The organism is Agrobacterium sp. O3.4 (genome assembly GCF_041414895.1).
Taxonomy (GTDB): domain Bacteria; phylum Pseudomonadota; class Alphaproteobacteria; order Rhizobiales; family Rhizobiaceae; genus Agrobacterium; species Agrobacterium cucumeris.
Genome location: NZ_JALPZP010000001.1, coordinates 923,571 through 941,100, shown reverse-complemented (window position 1 = coordinate 941,100; position 17,530 = coordinate 923,571). Strand labels below are relative to the sequence as shown.

Sequence of the window (17,530 nt, the reverse complement as noted above, 5' to 3'; positions counted from 1 at the left end):
CAGCGTTCCGTGGCCAATACCGTCAGCGAACATTCCAGAAGGACCAGTCCGACTTGCCCTTCTGGTATTTGTAGTGCCGCGAGAAATACGGATTGACCGTCGCGACATATTCGAACTCGATGGTCGTAGGGCGCAGGAACGAGAATAACGGGCTATATTTATAACGCCCCGAAATCACGATGACGGCTTCTTCTTCCTTGAAATTCCCCGCCTTCAGCATCTTGTCCCAGGTGACGGCTTCTGCGGAGCCGAAGAAGTTGTAAGGCGCAAATTCGACCGTTGCGACACCGCCCACCAGCCTGGCGCTCCGCAAGGTCAGATCGAGCTCCTCCGGATTGAGCGGCTGCCCGGCGTCGATGACAAAGGTTTTCACTCCTGTCCTCACCCGCTCCTCGAATTCCGGGAAACGGGCGGACCAGCGGGCTGTATTATCGACAACCGTGACGAAACGGTCATAACTCAGCCAGCCACGACCGGTCTCGATCATCACCGCCAGAAAAATAATCAGCATCGGCAATAGCAGCGAGAATTCCACGGCGGCCACGCCGGAGCGCGATCGCAGCATGGCGGCGAAGACGGATTTCAGCCGAAACCTCATCATTCCGTCACCCGAACGGCGGTGATCGCCAGGGAGATATTCTGCAGTTGCGGCTGCTTGTCGCCGCCGCTGGGGATCAGCAGACGCGTCGTGGGCAGAATGAATGGCCAATTGTACCCAAGCGCCAGAAGATATTGCCCGGCATTTTTATCCGGCACCTGAAACCTGTTCTCGACCGGAAATGTCAGCGGCACGGCGGTGAAATCCGCGTCCGGGATCGGGACGAGCGTTATCTTCATGTCGCTTTCCGTCGTGCCGAGCAGGAAATTGGAGGCGATCACCCGCCTGAAATCGATTTCAGTAACCGCCGTATGGCTTGCCGCCGCCTTGCGCAGCATTTCCGCGCCGGCATTGGCCGCCGTTGCCAGATTGAGAGTGAGCAGCAGCGCCAGACCGACCTCGAAAATGCCGAAGACCAGCAGAAAATAGACCGGCAGAAGCAGACCGAACTCGACGGCGGTGGCCGCCCGGATATCGAGCGCATAAGAGCGGAACCGAGCGAGCCCTTTATTTCGGTGAATCGACATACTTCACCTCAAAAGCCGTGATGATGCCGCCAAGACTGTCGCTTTTGCCGCCTGCGGCAATCGTCAGCTTGTAGACGGAGTAGGTATCGACCGTGATCGAATACGTGCGGCGCTCCCAGAAGACCTTGCCCTTCTGCGCCATTTCGATGATCTTCTTTTCGGGGCCCAATTGCGGACGCTGGAGCTGCAGGAAGATGTCGATGTCGTTGGTGCCGCCATAGGCGTCGTTGCGGCCATTATACCAGACCGAAACCTCATATTTTCCGGGGTGCAGTTCCACAATCTTGAAAATGGAACTGTTGGCGTCTCTTCTCTTTTGCCCTTCCCAATGGCTGTCCAGTTCCACCACATATTTGGTCGGCGGTATCCCGCCATCCGCGGCAGTCAGAATGGAAGGTTTTTGCAACTCTTCCGATTCAGGCGGACATGGATTTGTTGCCGCGGATTGCGACGCGTCCTTCTCGGATTCTTTCAGTTTGTTGTTATTTTTCGGATCTTTCACGTCAGTCGATGCGACGTCCTGCTGTGAGACGCTGACGCAAGCAGGTCCAGCATCCTTCTTCGGCTCGTCATAACCCTGCCAGCCGAATTTTTTGCGGCACGCCGCATTGCTCCAGTCCTGAAGCTCGATGCCGGGGCCCGTGCCACCATTCCATCCAATTTCCTCATAGCTGACGACGCCCCAGCACCCATTCATGGCGTTGGGGCCTTTACCGTTTTCGAGAATCCGGTCTTTACCGTTCAGCCGGTCGAATGTGTTGTTTACGATCACCTCGCCGTCATACGGATAGGGAGGAATACCGTCGCAACGGTAAGTCAGCGCGTAGTCCATCTTTTCGACATTGAACAGGCCGCCCAACACCGTCTTATAGGTAAATTTCGCGTCGATATCGGTGGTCAGCCAGTCGATCGTCACGTCGCGGCTCACCACCTCCTGTTTGGTGGAGGTGATAAGCGCATCGAATGTATCCAGCACGTTTTTGCGGCGAACTTCATCGAGAGGCACATTCGTACGGGTCGGTTTCGTCGAGCGCTCACAGGCCTGCGCGATCACCCGCTTTGACTGGCTGTAATAGGCCAGCGCCCGGCCGCCTTCGAACAATAGCCCGAATGTGAACAGAAAAACCGGCATCAGCAATGCCGTCATGATCGCAAAATTTCCCCGCCGATCCTGAAGAAGCAGGCGGAAATGATGCGCCGACGCGCTCAAGATTTTTTCAATATGAAACATCTGCAATAATCGCTTTTCATCCAACCGCCACGGATCGCCCCGGCTCCTCCCCAGCCGGACACACAAAGACTGCAGCCGGGCGAAATCCCCTGGGGCCACAGGATACAAACTCAGCAAAACCGCTGATGCTCGCCGCGATCATGGCGGCGCGACACAAGTGGCGAAGGCCTGTTGCATTCGCGAGATAAAGGTATTTTCCGGAACCACCGATCGATGGCAGCCCAATTTCATTCGTCATTTTATATGGCGAATTAAACATCAGATTCGTAAATTAAAGATCACCAGAACATCAAAAATAGTATGTAAAATCATATATTTAAATCAGATATTCATAATTTATTATAGTCGAAATATTCAATTGAATACGCCAGGTCGATATTCGATTGCGGATACAATCTTGCCGAGGCTCGCCCTCCTTCTCCGGTGCGGAGACAGCTTCACTTTTTTGGTCGTAACTGAGACGTGAAGGTCGCTTTTGCCCCTTGTCCCTGCCGGCAAGCTCGGGCAAAACAGCCCTATCCAATCATCAGACAACGCCAGGAGATCGAAAATGGACGTACGCGCCGCTGTTGCCATTCAGGCAGGAAAACCGCTTGAGGTCATGACCGTTCAGCTGGAAGGTCCGCGCGCCGGCGAAGTGCTTGTTGAGGTCAAGGCGACCGGCATCTGCCACACCGATGATTTCACGCTTTCCGGTGCCGATCCGGAAGGTCTGTTTCCGGCCATCCTCGGCCATGAGGGTGCCGGTATCGTCGTTGATGTCGGCCCCGGCGTCACCTCGGTCAAAAAGGGTGACCATGTCATTCCGCTCTACACGCCGGAATGCCGCGAGTGTTATTCCTGCACCTCGCGCAAGACCAATCTGTGCACCTCCATCCGCGCCACCCAGGGTCAGGGCGTCATGCCGGATGGTACCTCGCGCTTCTCGATCGGCAAGGACAAGATCCACCACTACATGGGCTGCTCGACCTTCTCGAACTACACCGTCCTGCCGGAAATCGCGCTTGCCAAGATCAATCCCGACGCGCCCTTCGACAAGGTCTGTTACATCGGCTGCGGCGTCACCACCGGCATCGGTGCTGTTATCAACACCGCCAAGGTCGAGATTGGTTCCACAGCCATCGTCTTCGGCCTCGGCGGCATCGGCCTCAACGTGTTGCAGGGCCTGCGCCTTGCCGGCGCCGACATGATCATCGGCGTCGACATCAACAATGACCGCAAGGCCTGGGGCGAAAAGTTCGGCATGACCCACTTCGTCAATCCGAAGGATGTCGGCGACGACATCGTGCCCTATCTCGTCAATATGACGAAGCGCAATGGCGACCTGATCGGCGGTGCTGACTACACCTTCGACTGCACCGGCAACACGAAGGTCATGCGCCAGGCGCTGGAAGCCTCGCATCGCGGCTGGGGCAAGTCGGTCATCATCGGCGTTGCCGGCGCCGGCCAAGAAATCTCGACCCGTCCGTTCCAGCTGGTCACCGGCCGCAACTGGATGGGCACGGCCTTTGGCGGCGCGCGCGGCCGCACCGACGTGCCGAAGATCGTCGACTGGTACATGGAAGGCAAGATCCAGATCGATCCGATGATCACACACGTGATGCCGCTCGAAGACATCAACAAGGGCTTCGAGCTGATGCACAAGGGTGAGAGCATACGCGGCGTCGTGGTCTATTGATCCGCCAATGACAGGAGGCGGGCGCGTTTGGCGCGCCTGCTTTCATGCAAACGTGATCGGCTCCGCCGCCTTGCAGCCCAGGCGATTAACGGGACAGTAAATCTATCGTCGTAAGCCAGTACTACGCGGCGAAGTTGAAAAATCTCTTTCCCCGGCCAGTTAACGCCAGATTGCGGAGAGCGACCCCTGAAAATCGTACCGATTGACAACGGAAACCGCGCCGCCGCCGTTGCCCTTTTGGCGAAAGGTTTCCCCGAAAAAAGCGAGGTCTTCTGGTCCCGCGGGCTGGCGCTTATCAGCGACCACCATGCGCGTCGGGAACTTGGTCCGATCGGGCAATTGCTGATGAAGGGTGAGAACGCGGAGGGCGTTCTGTTGACGATCAAAAGCCGCCTGCCCGAAACCGGCAGGATCGTCGCCAACCTGTCCAGCTGGTATGTCGAGCCTTCATGCCGGTGGTTCGCACCGCGCATGCTGCAAATGGCCTCCTCGTCCGAGGAAGAGCTGTTTACCGACCTCACCCCGTCTCCCGAAGCCTGCAAGCTGAACGAGCGGCTCGGTTTTCATACGGTGACGGAACACACGCTTTTTTATCCACTGCCGCTCAAGGCTCTGCGTCCCTCGGGCGCGCGGCTCAGCCCACTTGCCGCCGTGTCGGCCGATACCCTGCCGGCCGCAATGCGCGAGATGCTCGAAGATCACCTGCGGCTCGGCTGCATCGTCGCCATAATGCAGGCGGATGGCCATCACCATCCGCTGGTATTCTTGAAAACCACGACCAAGAAGCTGCCCTCCGCCCGGCTGATTTATTGCGAGGACCGAGAGGTAGCGCAAAGGCATATTTCCGCAATCGCCCGTCATCTTCTTGGCCGAGGCAGGCTTGCCCTGACCATGTCGGCACTTGATGGTGAGCGCAATGCCGGCGGGTTTGCCGCACATAAATTCGCACCGATACAAGTAAAAGGCGCATGGAACCCACATTTTATTAACGAAACATACTCAGAGTTGGTGTTATTGCCACCCTAGGTATTTTACTGAACCATAGCTGACCTGACAGGTTCTCGACCTTTATAGATAAAGCGTCATTCCGGGCAGGTTTTATGGGGAACAAACGGGACATCGGAGAACAAGCATGCTTGCCGCAAAGAAAAGCGAAACCAACGTTGCTGATACCATCTACTCCTATCTCTCGAACCGTTTTCCCGCCTATGCACCTTTTACCGACGATACATTGCTTCTCGAAGGAGGCGTGATCGATTCGCTCGGTTTTCTGGAATTGATGATCTTCCTCGGCGAGACTTTTGGCATCGTTCTCGATGACGAGCATTTCACGCCTGACAATCTCGGCACACCCGCCGATCTCATCGCCTTCGTCCTCAGGGAACGAAGGAAATGACACCCCATTTCCTGCTGCATCACCTGCTCACCGCCCAGGCGGCAAGCGACGATCAGGCCCTTGTCCATAAAGATATAGCCCTGACCTATCGGGAATTCGCGCAGGCGGCGAACCGCTGCGCGGCAGCCCTGCAGCAGGCCGGCGCAGAGCGCGGTGACCGCGTCGTCATTTTCCTGCCGCGCGGCATCGAGGAATGCTGGTCGATCTTCGGCGTCAGCATGGCATCCTGTGTTTTTGTGCCGGTCAACGCGCTGCTGAAATCACAGCAGATCCGCCATATCATCACGGATTGCGGCGCGAAAATAGTCATCAGCAGCAGGGCAATGCAGGAAGAACTCGGCGCAGCGCTGGAAGGCCTGCCGGATGTGAGCCTATTGCTGGCGGAAGATATCGAGAGCAGCACAAACGCACCTGCCCGCCCTTCGGCGGCAATCGGCGAGGACCTCGCGGCGATCCTCTATACCTCCGGCTCCACCGGCTCGCCGAAGGGCGTGATGCTGTCGCACCGCAATCTTCTGGCCGGCGCGCGCATCGTGCGGACCTATCTCGAAATTACCGCAAGCGACCGCATTCTTTCCCTCCTGCCCTTCAGCTTTGACTACGGCCTGAACCAGCTGCTGACGGCTGTGGAACAGGGCGCGACCACGATCATCTCCACCTTCCGGCTGGGCGACGATATCGTCCGCGATCTGCGCGACCATGCCGTGACGGGTCTCGCCGGCGTGCCGACCGTCTGGGCGATCCTGACCAGAGCGGCCCCGTCGCTCGCAAAGACGCCACTGCCGCATCTGCGCTACATCACCAATTCCGGCGGGCGTGTGCCGCAGGAAACCGTAAAAGCGCTGCGCGAAAAGCTGCCGGATACGAAAATCTACCTGATGTATGGTCTGACCGAGGCTTTCCGCTCCACCTTCCTGCCACCGGAAGAAATCGACAGCCGCCCGACCTCCATCGGCAAGGCCATTCCGGAATGCGAAATCTTCATCGTCACCGACAAGGGACAACGGGCAAAACCGGGCGAGCCAGGCATTCTCGTCCACCGCGGCCCGACCGTATCGCTGGGCTACTGGAACCGGCCGGAAGACACGGCAAAAGTGCTGCGCCCTCATCCTTTCACTCCAGCGGCGCTGGGCGGCGAAACCGTCTGTTATTCCGGTGATCTGGCGGTGGAAGATGAGGACGGTTTCTTCAGCTTCGTTGCCCGCAACGATGCGATGATCAAATCGTCAGGCTATCGCATCAGCCCGACAGAGGTGGAGGAAAGCCTGATGTCGACAGGGCTGTTCCAGCAGGTCGCCGTCATTGGTCTGCCGGACCCCTTTGCCGGTGAAAGGGTGCATGCCGTGGCAACCGCCGCCAATGAAAATATCGACGTTTCGGCAGCCCTTAAGAAAGCCGCCGAAATGCTCGCTCCCTTCATGATCCCGCGCGCCATCGAACTGGTCGACCGGCTGCCGGTCACCGCCAATGGCAAGGTGGATTACCGCGCGCTGGTGCGCGAACGGACGGACAATGTCGCCCACGGATAAAACCCAGAGCCACGGCCCGGCCCTTGCGGCTGCGCAATTTGCGGTCACTGACAATGACCTTGTCATCGGCGGGCTTGCGGTGCGCGATATCGTCGCCCAAACCGGAACGCCATGCTTCCTCTATGATGCCAGCGCCATGCGCCGTGCCTATCGGAACCTTGAAACGGCGCTCTCGGGCTTTGCCGATATCTATTATTCGGTAAAGGCCAATCCCCTGCCCGCCATTATCGCGCTCTTCCGGCAACAGGGCGCGGGTGCAGAAATCGCCTCCGTCGGCGAATATCGCGCCGCCATCAAGGCCGGCATCGCACCTGAGAACATCATCTTCGCCGGCCCCGGCAAGGGCATGGCCGAATTGCGCGAGGTGATCGAGGGCGGCATCGGCGAAATCCATATTGAAAGCGCCGAGGAAATCGCCCGCATCGAAGAGATCGGTAAACCGGTCAAAGCCTCGATCCGCATCAACCCCGTGCCGGATGCGCAGGCCGGCGCCATGCGTATGGGCGGCAAGGCCACCGCTTTTGGTTTCGACGAGGAAGAGCTGGAAAACGTCCTGCGGCTTTTCAGGGATGCCAGACATATTGATCTCGTCGGCGTGCACATCTATGGCGGCACGCAGATTCTCGACGCCGACATGCTTGTCTCCCAATGGCGACACGCCATTTCCCTTGCCGCACGCATGGCGCAAATGCTGGGCAGACCGCTTGAAACCATCGATCTCGGCGGTGGCCTCGGCATCCCCTATTTCGCCGGGGAAATGCCGCTTGATCTTGCAACGGTCAGCGCCGCCATTCCCGAACTCAAGGCGCTTGTGAAAGCGCATCCGCTGATAACCGACGCCCATATCATCGTCGAACCCGGCCGCTTCCTCGCCGGCCCCGGCGGCATCTATGTGGCGGAGGTAAATTCGGTGAAAACCTCGCGCGGCACCACCTTCGTGGTGACGGATGGTGGCATGCACCACCATCTGGCGGCCTCGGGCAATCTTGGCCAGATCGTCAAGCGCAACTATCCCATCGTCGCGCCCGCCAAGATGCAGGCAGATTACGACGAGACTGCAACCATCGTCGGTCCACTTTGCACACCGCTCGACACACTGGCCCGCAATACAGCACTGCCGAAACTGAAGGCCGGTGACTTACTCGCTATCCTGCAATCGGGCGCCTATGGCGCCAGCGCCAGCCCTGCGGGTTTTCTCAGCCACGCGGTGGCGAAGGAAGTGCTGGTGGAAGATGGTGTATTTGAAGTGATCGGACGCTGATCACCGCCGCAGCAACCTGTTCCCCACCGCGAATTTCGATTTCAGCAGACACTCGTCATATTCGGCTTCCGCATCGGAATCAAAGACGATGCCGCCACCGACATTAAAGACGGCGCGGCCGTTATCGAACAGGCTAAGGGTGCGGATCGCCACTGAGAACCGGATATCACCGTTAGGGGACATGAAGCCGATCGCGCCGCAATAGGCGTCGCGAGGGCCGGCTTCCAGCTCCCGCAGGATTTTCATCGCCCACATTTTTGGTGCACCAGTGACGGAACCGCAGGGAAACAGCGCGGCGAAGATGTCTTCCACCGTCACATCAGGCAGAAGCTTCGCCCTGACATGGCTGACCATCTGGTGCACCGTGGGATAAGTCTCGATATCGAACAGCCGCGGCACATGAAGGCTGCCGACCTCGGTGATACGGGAAATATCGTTGCGCAGCAGATCGACGATCATTCGGTTTTCGGCCAGCGTCTTTTCATCCGCCAGCATCGCCGCGATGATTGCCCGGTCCTCCTCCACATCCGCCCCGCGCGGTGTCGTTCCCTTCATCGGATGGGTTTCGATGAAACCTTCGCCATCGACCGAAAAAAACAGTTCCGGCGAGCGCGACAGGATGACCGGGCCGCCGAGATCGACCAGCGCGCCGTATTTCACCGGCTGGCGCTCGATCAGCGACCAGAAGGCAGTGAGCGGATCGCCGCTCCAGCGGGCAGTGACGGGCATGGTCAGATTGCCCTGGTAACAGTCACCACGACGCAGATGGTCGTGCAAGCGCGCAAAGCGCTTTTGGTATTCTTGGAGCGTCCAGGCCGGCACGGGATCGGAAAGAAACGCATCCGCATCCGACAGCGCGTCGGGGCGCGCAAACCGCCCCGCATCCGGCTGTGGGCCGGAAAAGACGCCGAAGGTCAGAAACGGTACATTACGAGGCTCGGCGGCAGAAGGCGCAAGCTTTGGTTCGAACAGGAAACCCGCCTCGTAGGACATATAGCCGGCAAGATATTTACCGGCCCGGCGCAGTTCCTCCATGCGCTTGAGCGCGGCGAAAAACGCCTCAGGCTCATCCGCGACGATGATCTCTTCCGGCTCGGCGAAGGCTGTCACCGTGCCGGTCGTGTCATCCCGGAAAAGAACGTAAGGCGCATGTGCCAAGGAAAGCGTCCGAAACAGGAGAAAAACTCGGGAAGAGTCAGATGGGGTCTATATCGCCCCGCGCCCACATTTCGATGGTTTCCGCATAAAAATCGGCGAAACGGCCTTCCTCGATCGACTTGCGGATACCCTGCATCAGCTCCTGATAATAGGCAAGATTGTGCCAGGAGAGCAGCATGCCGCCCAGCGCCTCGTTGGAGCGGGTAAGATGATGCAGATAGGCGCGGGAATAATCGCGCGAGGCCGGGCAGTTGGACTGCTCGTCGAGCGGGCGCATGTCTTCGGCATGCCGGGCGTTGCGAATATTGACGCGGCCACGACGGGTAAAGGCAAGCCCGTGACGACCGGAGCGGGTCGGCATCACGCAGTCGAACATGTCGATGCCACGCGCCACCGATTTCAGGATATCATCAGGCGTGCCGACGCCCATCAGGTAACGCGGCTTTTCGGTCGGCAGCACCGGAAGGGTGATATCGAGCATGCCCAGCATCACATCCTGCGGTTCGCCGACGGCAAGGCCGCCGACGGCATAACCCTTGAGATCAAGCTGCTTCAGCCCTTCGGCGGAACGAATGCGCAAATCCGGCTGGTCGCCGCCCTGCACGATGCCGAACATGGCCTTGCCGGGCTGCTCGCCGAAGGCGACGCGGCAGCGTTCCGCCCAGCGCAGCGACATTTCCATGGCGCGCTCGATTTCCTTGCGCTCGGCCGGCAGCGCAATGCATTCATCGAGCTGCATCTGGATGTCCGAATCGAGCATGCCCTGGATTTCGATCGAGCGTTCCGGCGACATGTGGTGCAGCGAACCGTCCACATGGCTCTTGAAGGTCACGCCCTTCTCGTCGAGCTTGCGCAGACCGGAAAGCGACATGACCTGGAAGCCGCCGCTGTCGGTGAGGATCGGATGCGGCCAGCGGATCAGCTCATGCAGACCGCCAAGACGCGCAACACGCTCCGGGCCGGGCCGCAGCATCAGGTGATAGGTATTGCCGAGAATGATATCGGCACCCAGCTCGCGTACCTGATCGAGATACATGGCCTTGACGGTGCCAACAGTGCCGACAGGCATGAAGGCGGGCGTGCGGATGACGCCGCGCGGCATGGCGACTTCGCCGAGGCGCGCGCCGCCGCTCGTGGCTTTCAGGGTGAAGGTGAATTTGTCGTGCATCAGTTTTTCCGGAACAACAGGCTGGAATCGCCATAGGAATAGAAACGGTATCCGGTTTCGATGGCGCGCCTGTAAGCGTCACGCATCGTTTCGAGACCGCAGAAAGCCGAAACCAGCATGAACAGCGTGGATTTCGGCAGGTGGAAATTCGTCATGAGCATATCGACGGCCCGGAAACGGTAACCAGGCGTGATGAAGATGCCGGTGGCATCGGACCATGGGTGGATAACACCATTCTCGTCGGCCGCACTTTCGATGAGCCGCAGCGAAGTGGTGCCGACGCAGATAATGCGCCCGCCCCGCGCCTTCACCGCATTCAGCCGTTCAGCGGTTTCCTGCGACACATGGCCGATCTCGAAATGCATCTTGTGATCGTCGGTATCGTCGGACTTTACCGGAAGGAAAGTGCCTGCCCCAACGTGAAGCGTCACGAAATGCCGCTCGATGCCGGCCTTGTCCAGTGCTTCGAACAGGTCAGGCGTGAAATGCAGCCCGGCGGTGGGGGCAGCGACAGCGCCCTTTTCACGGGCATAAATGGTCTGGTAGTCGGTCTGGTCCTGCTGGTCCTCCGGCCGTTTGGCAGCGATATAAGGCGGCAAAGGAATATGGCCGACCGAGGCAATCGCCTCGTCCAGAACAGGGCCGGACACATCGAACAGCAGCGTGATTTCGCCATCCTCGCCCTTTTCCTCGACGGTGGCCTCCAGATGGGCAAGGCCGCAGGCATTGTCGCGCTCATAACCAAACCGGATGCGGTCGCCTTCCTTGATGCGCTTGCCGGGGCGGGCAAAAGCCTTCCAGCGGGATTGATCGGTACGCATGTGCAGCGTGGCCGAAACCGCCGTCTCCGGCGCACCTTCACGCAGCCTGACACCTTCCAGCTGAGCGGGAATGACGCGGGTATCGTTGAAGACAAGCGCATCGCCGGGCCGCAGGAAAGACGGCAGGTTAAAGACGTGATGGTCCTCCATGCGGTTTTCATTCGGATCGACCACCAGCAGACGCGCACTATCGCGCGGGTTCGCCGGGCGAAGGGCGATATTCTCCTCGGGCAGATCGAAATCGAACAGGTCTACACGCATTGCAAGGGCTCTCGAAAATATCAAAACCCGCCTCGCAGCAAACTGCCGGCGGGTCGTTGTTGGTGAAGGGGCTTCCTCCCCTCCACGTCATCCTCGGGCTTGACCCGAGGACCCATGACGCTGGCGGGAATGGATCCTCGGGTCAAGCCCGAGGATGACGTCGAGTGCGAGGAACACTCCATCAGCAAAACATCCGCCCGCCCTGCAGTTCAGCAAGGCGGGAGAAACTCTTTAACCTCAAGCCGCCGAAGCAAGCTTCATGGAAACGATCGAATCGGGATCCTTCACCGGCTCGCCGCGCTTGACCTTGTCGATGGCTTCCATGCCTTCGATGACCTGGCCCCAGACGGTGTACTGCTTGTTCAGCCAGGGCGAATCGGTGAAGCAGATGAAGAACTGCGAGTTGGCGGAGTTCGGGCTCTGCGAACGGGCCATCGAGCAGGTGCCGCGAACGTGCGGAATGGCGGAAAATTCAGCCTTCAGGTCTTCCTTTTCAGAGCCGCCCATGCCGGCGCGTGCCGGGTTGAAGCTTTCCGAACCCTTCTTGCCGAACTTCACGTCGCCCGTCTGGGCCATGAAGTCTTCGATGACGCGGTGGAACACGACGCCATCATAAGCGCCTTCCGATACCAGTTCCTTGATACGGGCGACGTGACCCGGAGCAACTTCCGGAAGCAGCTGGATCACGACCTTGCCGGTCGTCGTTTCCATGATGATGGTGTTTTCCGGATCCTTGATCTCGGCCATGATTATTCTCCTCTGTTCGGGCTCTATTGCCCTACCTTACTTCTTGCCGACGGTGACCTTGATCATCCGGTCGGGGTTGGAAACTTCGCCGTTGCTGCCGGCGCCGCGCTTGATCTTGTCCACGGCTTCCATGCCGGATACGACCTTGCCGACCACGGTGTACTGGCCGTTCAGGAACGGGCCATCGGCAAACATGATGAAGAACTGCGAGTTGGCGGAATTCGGATCCTGCGAGCGGGCCATGCCGACCACACCGCGCGTGAACGGCGTCTTGGAGAACTCAGCCGGAATATCCGGCAGGTCAGAACCGCCGGTGCCGGCGCGCTGGGCGTTGAAGCTTTTTTCCATGTTGCCATACTGCACGTCGCCGGTCTGCGCCATGAAACCGTCGATGACGCGGTGGAAGGCGACGTTGTCATAAGCGCCCTTCTTGGCCAGTGCCTCGATCTGCGCCACGTGCTTGGGCGCGACTTCCGGCATCAGTTCGATGACGACGGGACCGTCCTTCAGCTGGACAGTGAGAAGTTCGGCGGCGGAAGCAATGGTGCTGGCGGCAAGCGCGCCTGCAAACATGGCGCCGGCAAAGGCAAATCGAACGAGTTTCATCGGATTGGCTCCAGAATGTGGGGCTGAAGTCAGCGCTTCAGCTTGGCGTTGAGGGCTTCAAGCACGGCTTTCGGCACGAAGGCATCGACATTGCCGCCCATGGCGGCGATCTGCCGGACCAATGTGGCTGTAATGGGTCGCGAAGATGTTCCAGCGGGCAGGAACACGGTCTGGATATCAGGCGCCATCTGGCGGTTCATGCCGGCCATCTGCATTTCATAGTCGAGATCGGTGCCATCGCGCAGGCCGCGCAGCAAAAGGCGCGCTCCGTGCTGGCGGGCGGCATCCACCACCAGATTGTCGAAGGAAACGACCTCCATACGCGCCGCCTCGGTGGGCAGCTGTTCGGCAAGCGCCTGCTTTATCAGCGCCGCCCGCTCATCAAAGCTGAACAGCGGCGCTTTTCCGGGATGAATGCCGACGGCAACGATGACTTTCGACGCCACGTTCAGCGCCTGGATAAGCACATCCAGATGTCCGTTGGTCATCGGATCGAATGATCCTGGATAAAAGGCAATCGTCATATCGCTCTCAGATGGTGGGCGCGCTTCGATGCTGGGTATCATGTGCCCGCCTTTTGTCATGGAGAGCCACGCGGCGCAAGACATTATAACCGCGCAGCACAACCGGAGCTGTGCCGTGAACCCGCGATGAATGGGCCGTTCAGTGCGGTTTCAGAGCTATTTTGTTTAAATGCACAACATCGGGAAACCGAAACGCCCCTCACCCGTTAAGCATCCGGAGAATTGAAAATGCTGGCCTTCATGATCGTCCTTTCGGTCATCGCATCATTCGCTGCCGAGTATCTTTTTCTCGAATGACGCCCTTAGCCAGTTTCCTGAACGCCAGATGAACAAGCCATTCAAGGAAGTTTCACAGGCGCGATGCTAATCGATTTTTACGATTGACGCGGAACATGTTGAGGCATGGCGCGTTAAGAAAGAACCAAAGGAACGGACAGATGTTTGTAAGAGAAAAACAGTCTACTTCGGCGAAAATCAGCGTCATCAGCACCGCCTGGACAGTACTGGTTATCGCAATGGTAGCAACGACGTTTAGCCTTTATGAGCAGAAGCCTGAAGCCCAGGGACCGGACTATCCGCAGCTGACCGCCCGTTACCAGTATATGAATTATTACTGATAACGGGGCCAATTTCCTCGAAACGACCGGAGACGATATCATGTTCACATTTCTGACGATGCTTCTGGCCCTGATCAGCGTAATGTTCGTGACATCGATGATCTCCGTCATCGCCGAGATGCGGCGTGAAGACGAGGAATTCAAGGCGACGATCCGGCGCGACCGCGCTTTCTGAGTGCGGCGAACGGCCTTAACCGCCGGTTCAAAAACGATTCTTCGCAACCGCCTGGGCGCTCCGGGCGGTTTTATTTTGCGCCTCATTAAGGCGATGCGGCGAAGATGAAGGCGGAAAAACGTCGCTCCAATCACATAAGCGTTTTCAAAACCCCGTTTTTCCAAGGGAAATTCCCTTCAATTTCCGTTTGGATTGATTTAAGGAACGCCGATACGTTGCGGGCCGGAAGGCTGGCGACCGCGATGACGTTCCTGTGAGGTTTGCATAACGATGCTCGATTCCCTGAGAAATGCTTCTCGAACCCTGGCAGCCAAGCTGCTGCTTCTCCTGCTTGTTGTTTCGTTTGGCGTCTGGGGCGTCTCCGCATCGCTTGTCACCGCCAATTCCCACGCCGTCATGACGGTGGGTGACCAGACGGTCAGCCCGGAGGAATTCCGCCTCGCCTATCAGCGCCAGATTTCCGATCTCAGCCGCCAGTTCGGCACAAGGCTGACGACCGAACAGGCCAAGGCCTTCGGCATCGACCGGCAGGTCTTCAGCCAGCTTGCGGCAGGGGCATCGCTTGACGAGCTTGCATCCAAGATGAATCTCGGCCTTTCGGAAGATCGCCTTGCCAAGCTCATTGCCGAAGACCCGGCCTTCAAGTCGGTCAACGGCCAGTTCGACCGCAACCTGTTCAGCGAACGCCTGCGCAATTCCGGCTTCCGCGAGGACGACTATATCAAGGAACGCAGCAAGGTTGCCGTCAGAAGCCAGATTGTCGAAGCCGTCTCGGATGGCTTTACCGCACCGCAGGTGCTGGTGGATGCGCTGAAGCAGTATCGCAACGAGCAGCGCGCCGTCGATTACGTCATTCTTTCCAACGCCGTCATCCCGCCGGTCAAGGCACCGGGCGACGACGTGCTCACCCCGTGGTTTGAAACCAACAAGACGAAATATCGCGCCCCGGAATTCCGCAAGTTCACCTATGTTAAGCTGGAACCGTCAGACATTGCCGATCAGTCCTCGGTGACCGAGGCGCAGATCGCCGCCTATTACAACAGCCACAAGGACAGCTTCCGCACCGCCGGCCGCCGTACGGTTGAACAGCTGACCTTTACGGACAAGGAAATGGCTGCCGCGGCCGCCGAACAGATCCGCCTCGGCAACACCACCTATGATCAGGTGGTGAAGGATCAGGGCAAGACCGCTTCCGACGTGACGCTCGGCGAATTCACCAAGGATACCATCCCTGATCCGTCGATTGCCGACGCGGCCTTCGGCATCCAGAAGGATGGCGGCGTATCTGCCGTCGTTGAAGGCTCCTTCGGCCCGGTCATCCTGCGCGTCACCGGCATCAAGCCGGAAACCACCCGCACGCTGGATGAAGCCAGGGAAGATATCCGCAGGGATCTCGCCACTGCCGCTGCGGCGGAAGAAGTCACCAATGTGCACGACCGTTACGAGGATCTGCGCGCCGGTGGTTCGTCGCTTGCCGATGCCGCAAAGCAGCTGAACCTCAAGCCCGTCACCATTGCCGCCATCGATGCCGCCGGCCTCGATGAAAAGGGTGACACGGTCGAAGGCCTGCCCTCGCCGCAGCTGGCGCAGGAAGTCTTCAAGACCGAACCTGGCACCGAAGCCCTGCCGATCAATCTCGGCCGCGAAGGTTACATCTGGTTCGATGTCGAGCAGATCATCCCCGCCCGTGACCGCACGCTTGCCGAAGTCCGCGACGATGTCGTGGCCGACTGGACGTCCGAGCAGCAGCGCACAGCGCTTGCCGCCAAGGCTGACGAACTGAAGGCCCGCGTTGAAAAGGGCGAAACGCTCGAGGCTGTTGCCGGCGAGCTCAGCCTTGCCGTCGAGCAGAAATCCGGCCTGCGCCGCACCAGCGAGGATGCGATTTTCGGCCGCCAGACGATTGCCGCCGTTTTCTCCGGCGCTGAAGGCGTGGTTGGCACGGCGGCAGATGCCGATGGTTCCAGCCGCATCCTCTTCAAGGTCACCTCGGTTGACACCAACGCCCCTGCCGACGCGCTTGCCAATGACGACCAGCAGTTTACCGCCATTGCCCGTGCAGCCGGCGACGATATGCTGGACCAGATGGTCAACCGTCTGCAAAACGACTATGGTGTGACCATCAATCAGGCCCTCGCCGATCAGGCGATGGTCGGCTTCTGACCGGGGGGCGGAAACCATGGCCGAACTGAAGCCGCTGATCGCCAGGGTCGCGAACGGAGAAAGCCTGAACCGCGAGGATGCGCGGACGGCCTTCGACATTCTGATGTCGGGCGAAGCCACCCCGTCGCAGATCGGCGGTTTCCTGATGGCGCTGCGCGTGCGCGGCGAAACGGTCGACGAAATCGTCGGCGCCGTTTCCTCCATGCGCGCCCGCATGCTGCCGGTCTCGGCCCCAGCCAATGCCATCGATATCGTCGGAACCGGCGGTGATGGCATCGGCACCTATAATATCTCGACACTGGCTTCGATCATCGTTGCCGGCACGGGCCTGCCGGTCGCCAAGCATGGCAACCGGGCGCTGAGCTCCAAATCCGGCACGGCGGATGCCTTGTCCGCTCTTGGCGTCAAGCTCGATATCGGTCCCGATCTCATCGCCCGCTGCATCGCAGAGGCGGGACTTGGCTTCATGTTCGCGCAGATGCACCACTCCGCCATGCGCCATGTCGGCCCGAGCCGGGTCGAACTCGGCACAAGGACGATTTTCAACCTGCTCGGCCCGCTCTCCAACCCGGCGGGTGCAAAGCGCCAATTGCTCGGCGTGTTTTCGCCGCGCTGGCTGGTGCCGCTTGCCGAAGTGCTGCGCGATCTCGGTTCGGAAAGCATCTGGGTCGTCCATGGCGATGGTATGGATGAAGTCACCACGACAGGCGTCACCCATGTGGCCGCGCTGGAAGATGGCAAGATCCGCACTTTCGATCTGACCCCGAAAGATTTCGGCGTCGACGTTGCGGCGATGGCTGATCTGAAAGGCGGCGACGGTATTGCCAATGCGGCAGCCCTGCGCGACGTCCTGTCGGGCAAGCGCAATGCCTATCGTGACGTGTCGCTCTGCAACGCGGCGGCTGCCCTTGTCATCGCCGGCAAGGCCGAAACATTGGGTCAGGCGATGACGATCGTCAGCGAAGCGCTCGACAGCGGTGCGGCGGCAGCAGCACTCGACCGTCTGGTCGCCGTTTCCAATGAAGCCGATGCCGCGCAGGCCGACCACAAGCAGGAATGAAAGCGAGACC

The 17,530-nt window shown here is 59.2% G+C and carries 18 protein-coding genes; 9 read left to right on the top strand and 9 right to left on the bottom strand.

All coding sequences use genetic code 11. From position 1 onward, the window contains the following. Nucleotides 1-22 precede the first annotated feature (22 nt). Genes M0412_RS04575 through M0412_RS04565 form a run of 3 tightly spaced genes read right to left on the bottom strand, consistent with a single transcriptional unit; the run spans nt 23 to nt 2,473 of the window. A complete protein-coding gene (locus M0412_RS04575; RefSeq protein WP_269699678.1) occupies nt 23-601 on the bottom strand; it encodes a TadE/TadG family type IV pilus assembly protein in 579 nt (192 codons plus the stop codon). Then, on the bottom strand, nt 598-1,125 hold the full coding sequence (locus M0412_RS04570; protein WP_269699679.1) for a TadE/TadG family type IV pilus assembly protein: 528 nt from the start codon (nt 1,123-1,125) through the stop codon (nt 598-600). Before M0412_RS04570 ends, M0412_RS04575 begins: the two co-directional genes overlap by 4 nt. Then, nucleotides 1,106-2,473, bottom strand: coding sequence for a TadE/TadG family type IV pilus assembly protein (locus M0412_RS04565; RefSeq protein ID WP_371338077.1), 1,368 nt, complete (start codon nt 2,471-2,473; stop codon nt 1,106-1,108). The genes M0412_RS04570 and M0412_RS04565 overlap by 20 nt, the downstream gene beginning before the upstream one ends. 433 nt (nt 2,474-2,906) lie before the next feature. On the opposite strand from M0412_RS04565, the gene M0412_RS04560 reads away from it, so the two are divergent. The 5 genes from M0412_RS04560 to M0412_RS04540 all read left to right on the top strand — a co-directional run bounded on the left by M0412_RS04560 (nt 2,907) and on the right by M0412_RS04540 (nt 8,220). Next, the gene (locus M0412_RS04560; protein WP_269699683.1) at nt 2,907-4,034 is read left to right on the top strand and encodes an S-(hydroxymethyl)glutathione dehydrogenase/class III alcohol dehydrogenase; all 1,128 of its coding nucleotides are present in this window, start codon (nt 2,907-2,909) and stop codon (nt 4,032-4,034) included. A 285-nt stretch (nt 4,035-4,319) separates the two neighbouring features. After that, entirely contained in the window at nt 4,320-5,060 is a 741-nt protein-coding gene (locus M0412_RS04555) for a hypothetical protein (RefSeq protein ID WP_161991272.1), read from the top strand. A 106-nt stretch (nt 5,061-5,166) separates the two neighbouring features. Continuing rightward, nucleotides 5,167-5,430 (top strand): acyl carrier protein, encoded by a 264-nt coding sequence (locus tag M0412_RS04550; protein ID WP_142839990.1) that lies wholly within the window; start codon nt 5,167-5,169, stop codon nt 5,428-5,430. Continuing rightward, nucleotides 5,427-6,959 (top strand): AMP-binding protein, encoded by a 1,533-nt coding sequence (locus M0412_RS04545; RefSeq protein ID WP_142839991.1) that lies wholly within the window; start codon nt 5,427-5,429, stop codon nt 6,957-6,959. Before M0412_RS04550 ends, M0412_RS04545 begins: the two co-directional genes overlap by 4 nt. Continuing rightward, complete coding sequence (locus tag M0412_RS04540) at nt 6,943-8,220, top strand: type III PLP-dependent enzyme (RefSeq protein ID WP_161991220.1); 1,278 nt, start codon at nt 6,943-6,945, stop codon at nt 8,218-8,220. Before M0412_RS04545 ends, M0412_RS04540 begins: the two co-directional genes overlap by 17 nt. Here the strand turns inward: M0412_RS04540 and M0412_RS04535 are convergent, their stop codons facing one another. The 6 genes from M0412_RS04535 to coaD form a co-directional block, all read right to left on the bottom strand. Continuing rightward, nucleotides 8,221-9,378, bottom strand: coding sequence for an aminodeoxychorismate synthase component I (locus M0412_RS04535; protein ID WP_269699687.1), 1,158 nt, complete (start codon nt 9,376-9,378; stop codon nt 8,221-8,223). Between the two features lie 37 nt (nt 9,379-9,415). Then, nucleotides 9,416-10,546: a tRNA guanosine(34) transglycosylase Tgt gene (gene tgt, locus M0412_RS04530; protein ID WP_003515541.1), complete on the bottom strand. Its 1,131-nt coding sequence runs from the start codon at nt 10,544-10,546 to the stop codon at nt 9,416-9,418. Beyond that, a complete protein-coding gene (gene queA, locus M0412_RS04525; RefSeq protein WP_269699688.1) occupies nt 10,546-11,628 on the bottom strand; it encodes a tRNA preQ1(34) S-adenosylmethionine ribosyltransferase-isomerase QueA in 1,083 nt (360 codons plus the stop codon). The genes tgt and queA overlap by 1 nt, the downstream gene beginning before the upstream one ends. A gap of 237 nt (nt 11,629-11,865) precedes the next feature. Beyond that, on the bottom strand, nt 11,866-12,375 hold the full coding sequence (locus M0412_RS04520; protein ID WP_065115822.1) for a peptidylprolyl isomerase: 510 nt from the start codon (nt 12,373-12,375) through the stop codon (nt 11,866-11,868). A gap of 36 nt (nt 12,376-12,411) precedes the next feature. Continuing rightward, nucleotides 12,412-12,981: a peptidylprolyl isomerase gene (locus M0412_RS04515; RefSeq protein WP_142839994.1), complete on the bottom strand. Its 570-nt coding sequence runs from the start codon at nt 12,979-12,981 to the stop codon at nt 12,412-12,414. A 29-nt stretch (nt 12,982-13,010) separates the two neighbouring features. Further along, complete coding sequence (gene coaD, locus M0412_RS04510; RefSeq protein ID WP_142839995.1) at nt 13,011-13,505, bottom strand: pantetheine-phosphate adenylyltransferase; 495 nt, start codon at nt 13,503-13,505, stop codon at nt 13,011-13,013. Nucleotides 13,506-13,942: 437 nt separating this feature from the next. On the opposite strand from coaD, the gene M0412_RS04505 reads away from it, so the two are divergent. From M0412_RS04505 to trpD, 4 genes are all read left to right on the top strand, one after another. Beyond that, a complete protein-coding gene (locus tag M0412_RS04505; protein WP_046798466.1) occupies nt 13,943-14,122 on the top strand; it encodes a hypothetical protein in 180 nt (59 codons plus the stop codon). A gap of 40 nt (nt 14,123-14,162) precedes the next feature. Next, complete coding sequence (locus M0412_RS04500; RefSeq protein WP_256367998.1) at nt 14,163-14,297, top strand: hypothetical protein; 135 nt, start codon at nt 14,163-14,165, stop codon at nt 14,295-14,297. 270 nt (nt 14,298-14,567) lie between these two features. Continuing rightward, nucleotides 14,568-16,460 (top strand): peptidyl-prolyl cis-trans isomerase, encoded by a 1,893-nt coding sequence (locus tag M0412_RS04495; protein ID WP_142839997.1) that lies wholly within the window; start codon nt 14,568-14,570, stop codon nt 16,458-16,460. A gap of 16 nt (nt 16,461-16,476) precedes the next feature. Continuing rightward, entirely contained in the window at nt 16,477-17,520 is a 1,044-nt protein-coding gene (trpD, locus tag M0412_RS04490; protein ID WP_269699689.1) for an anthranilate phosphoribosyltransferase, read from the top strand. Nucleotides 17,521-17,530 lie beyond the last annotated feature (10 nt).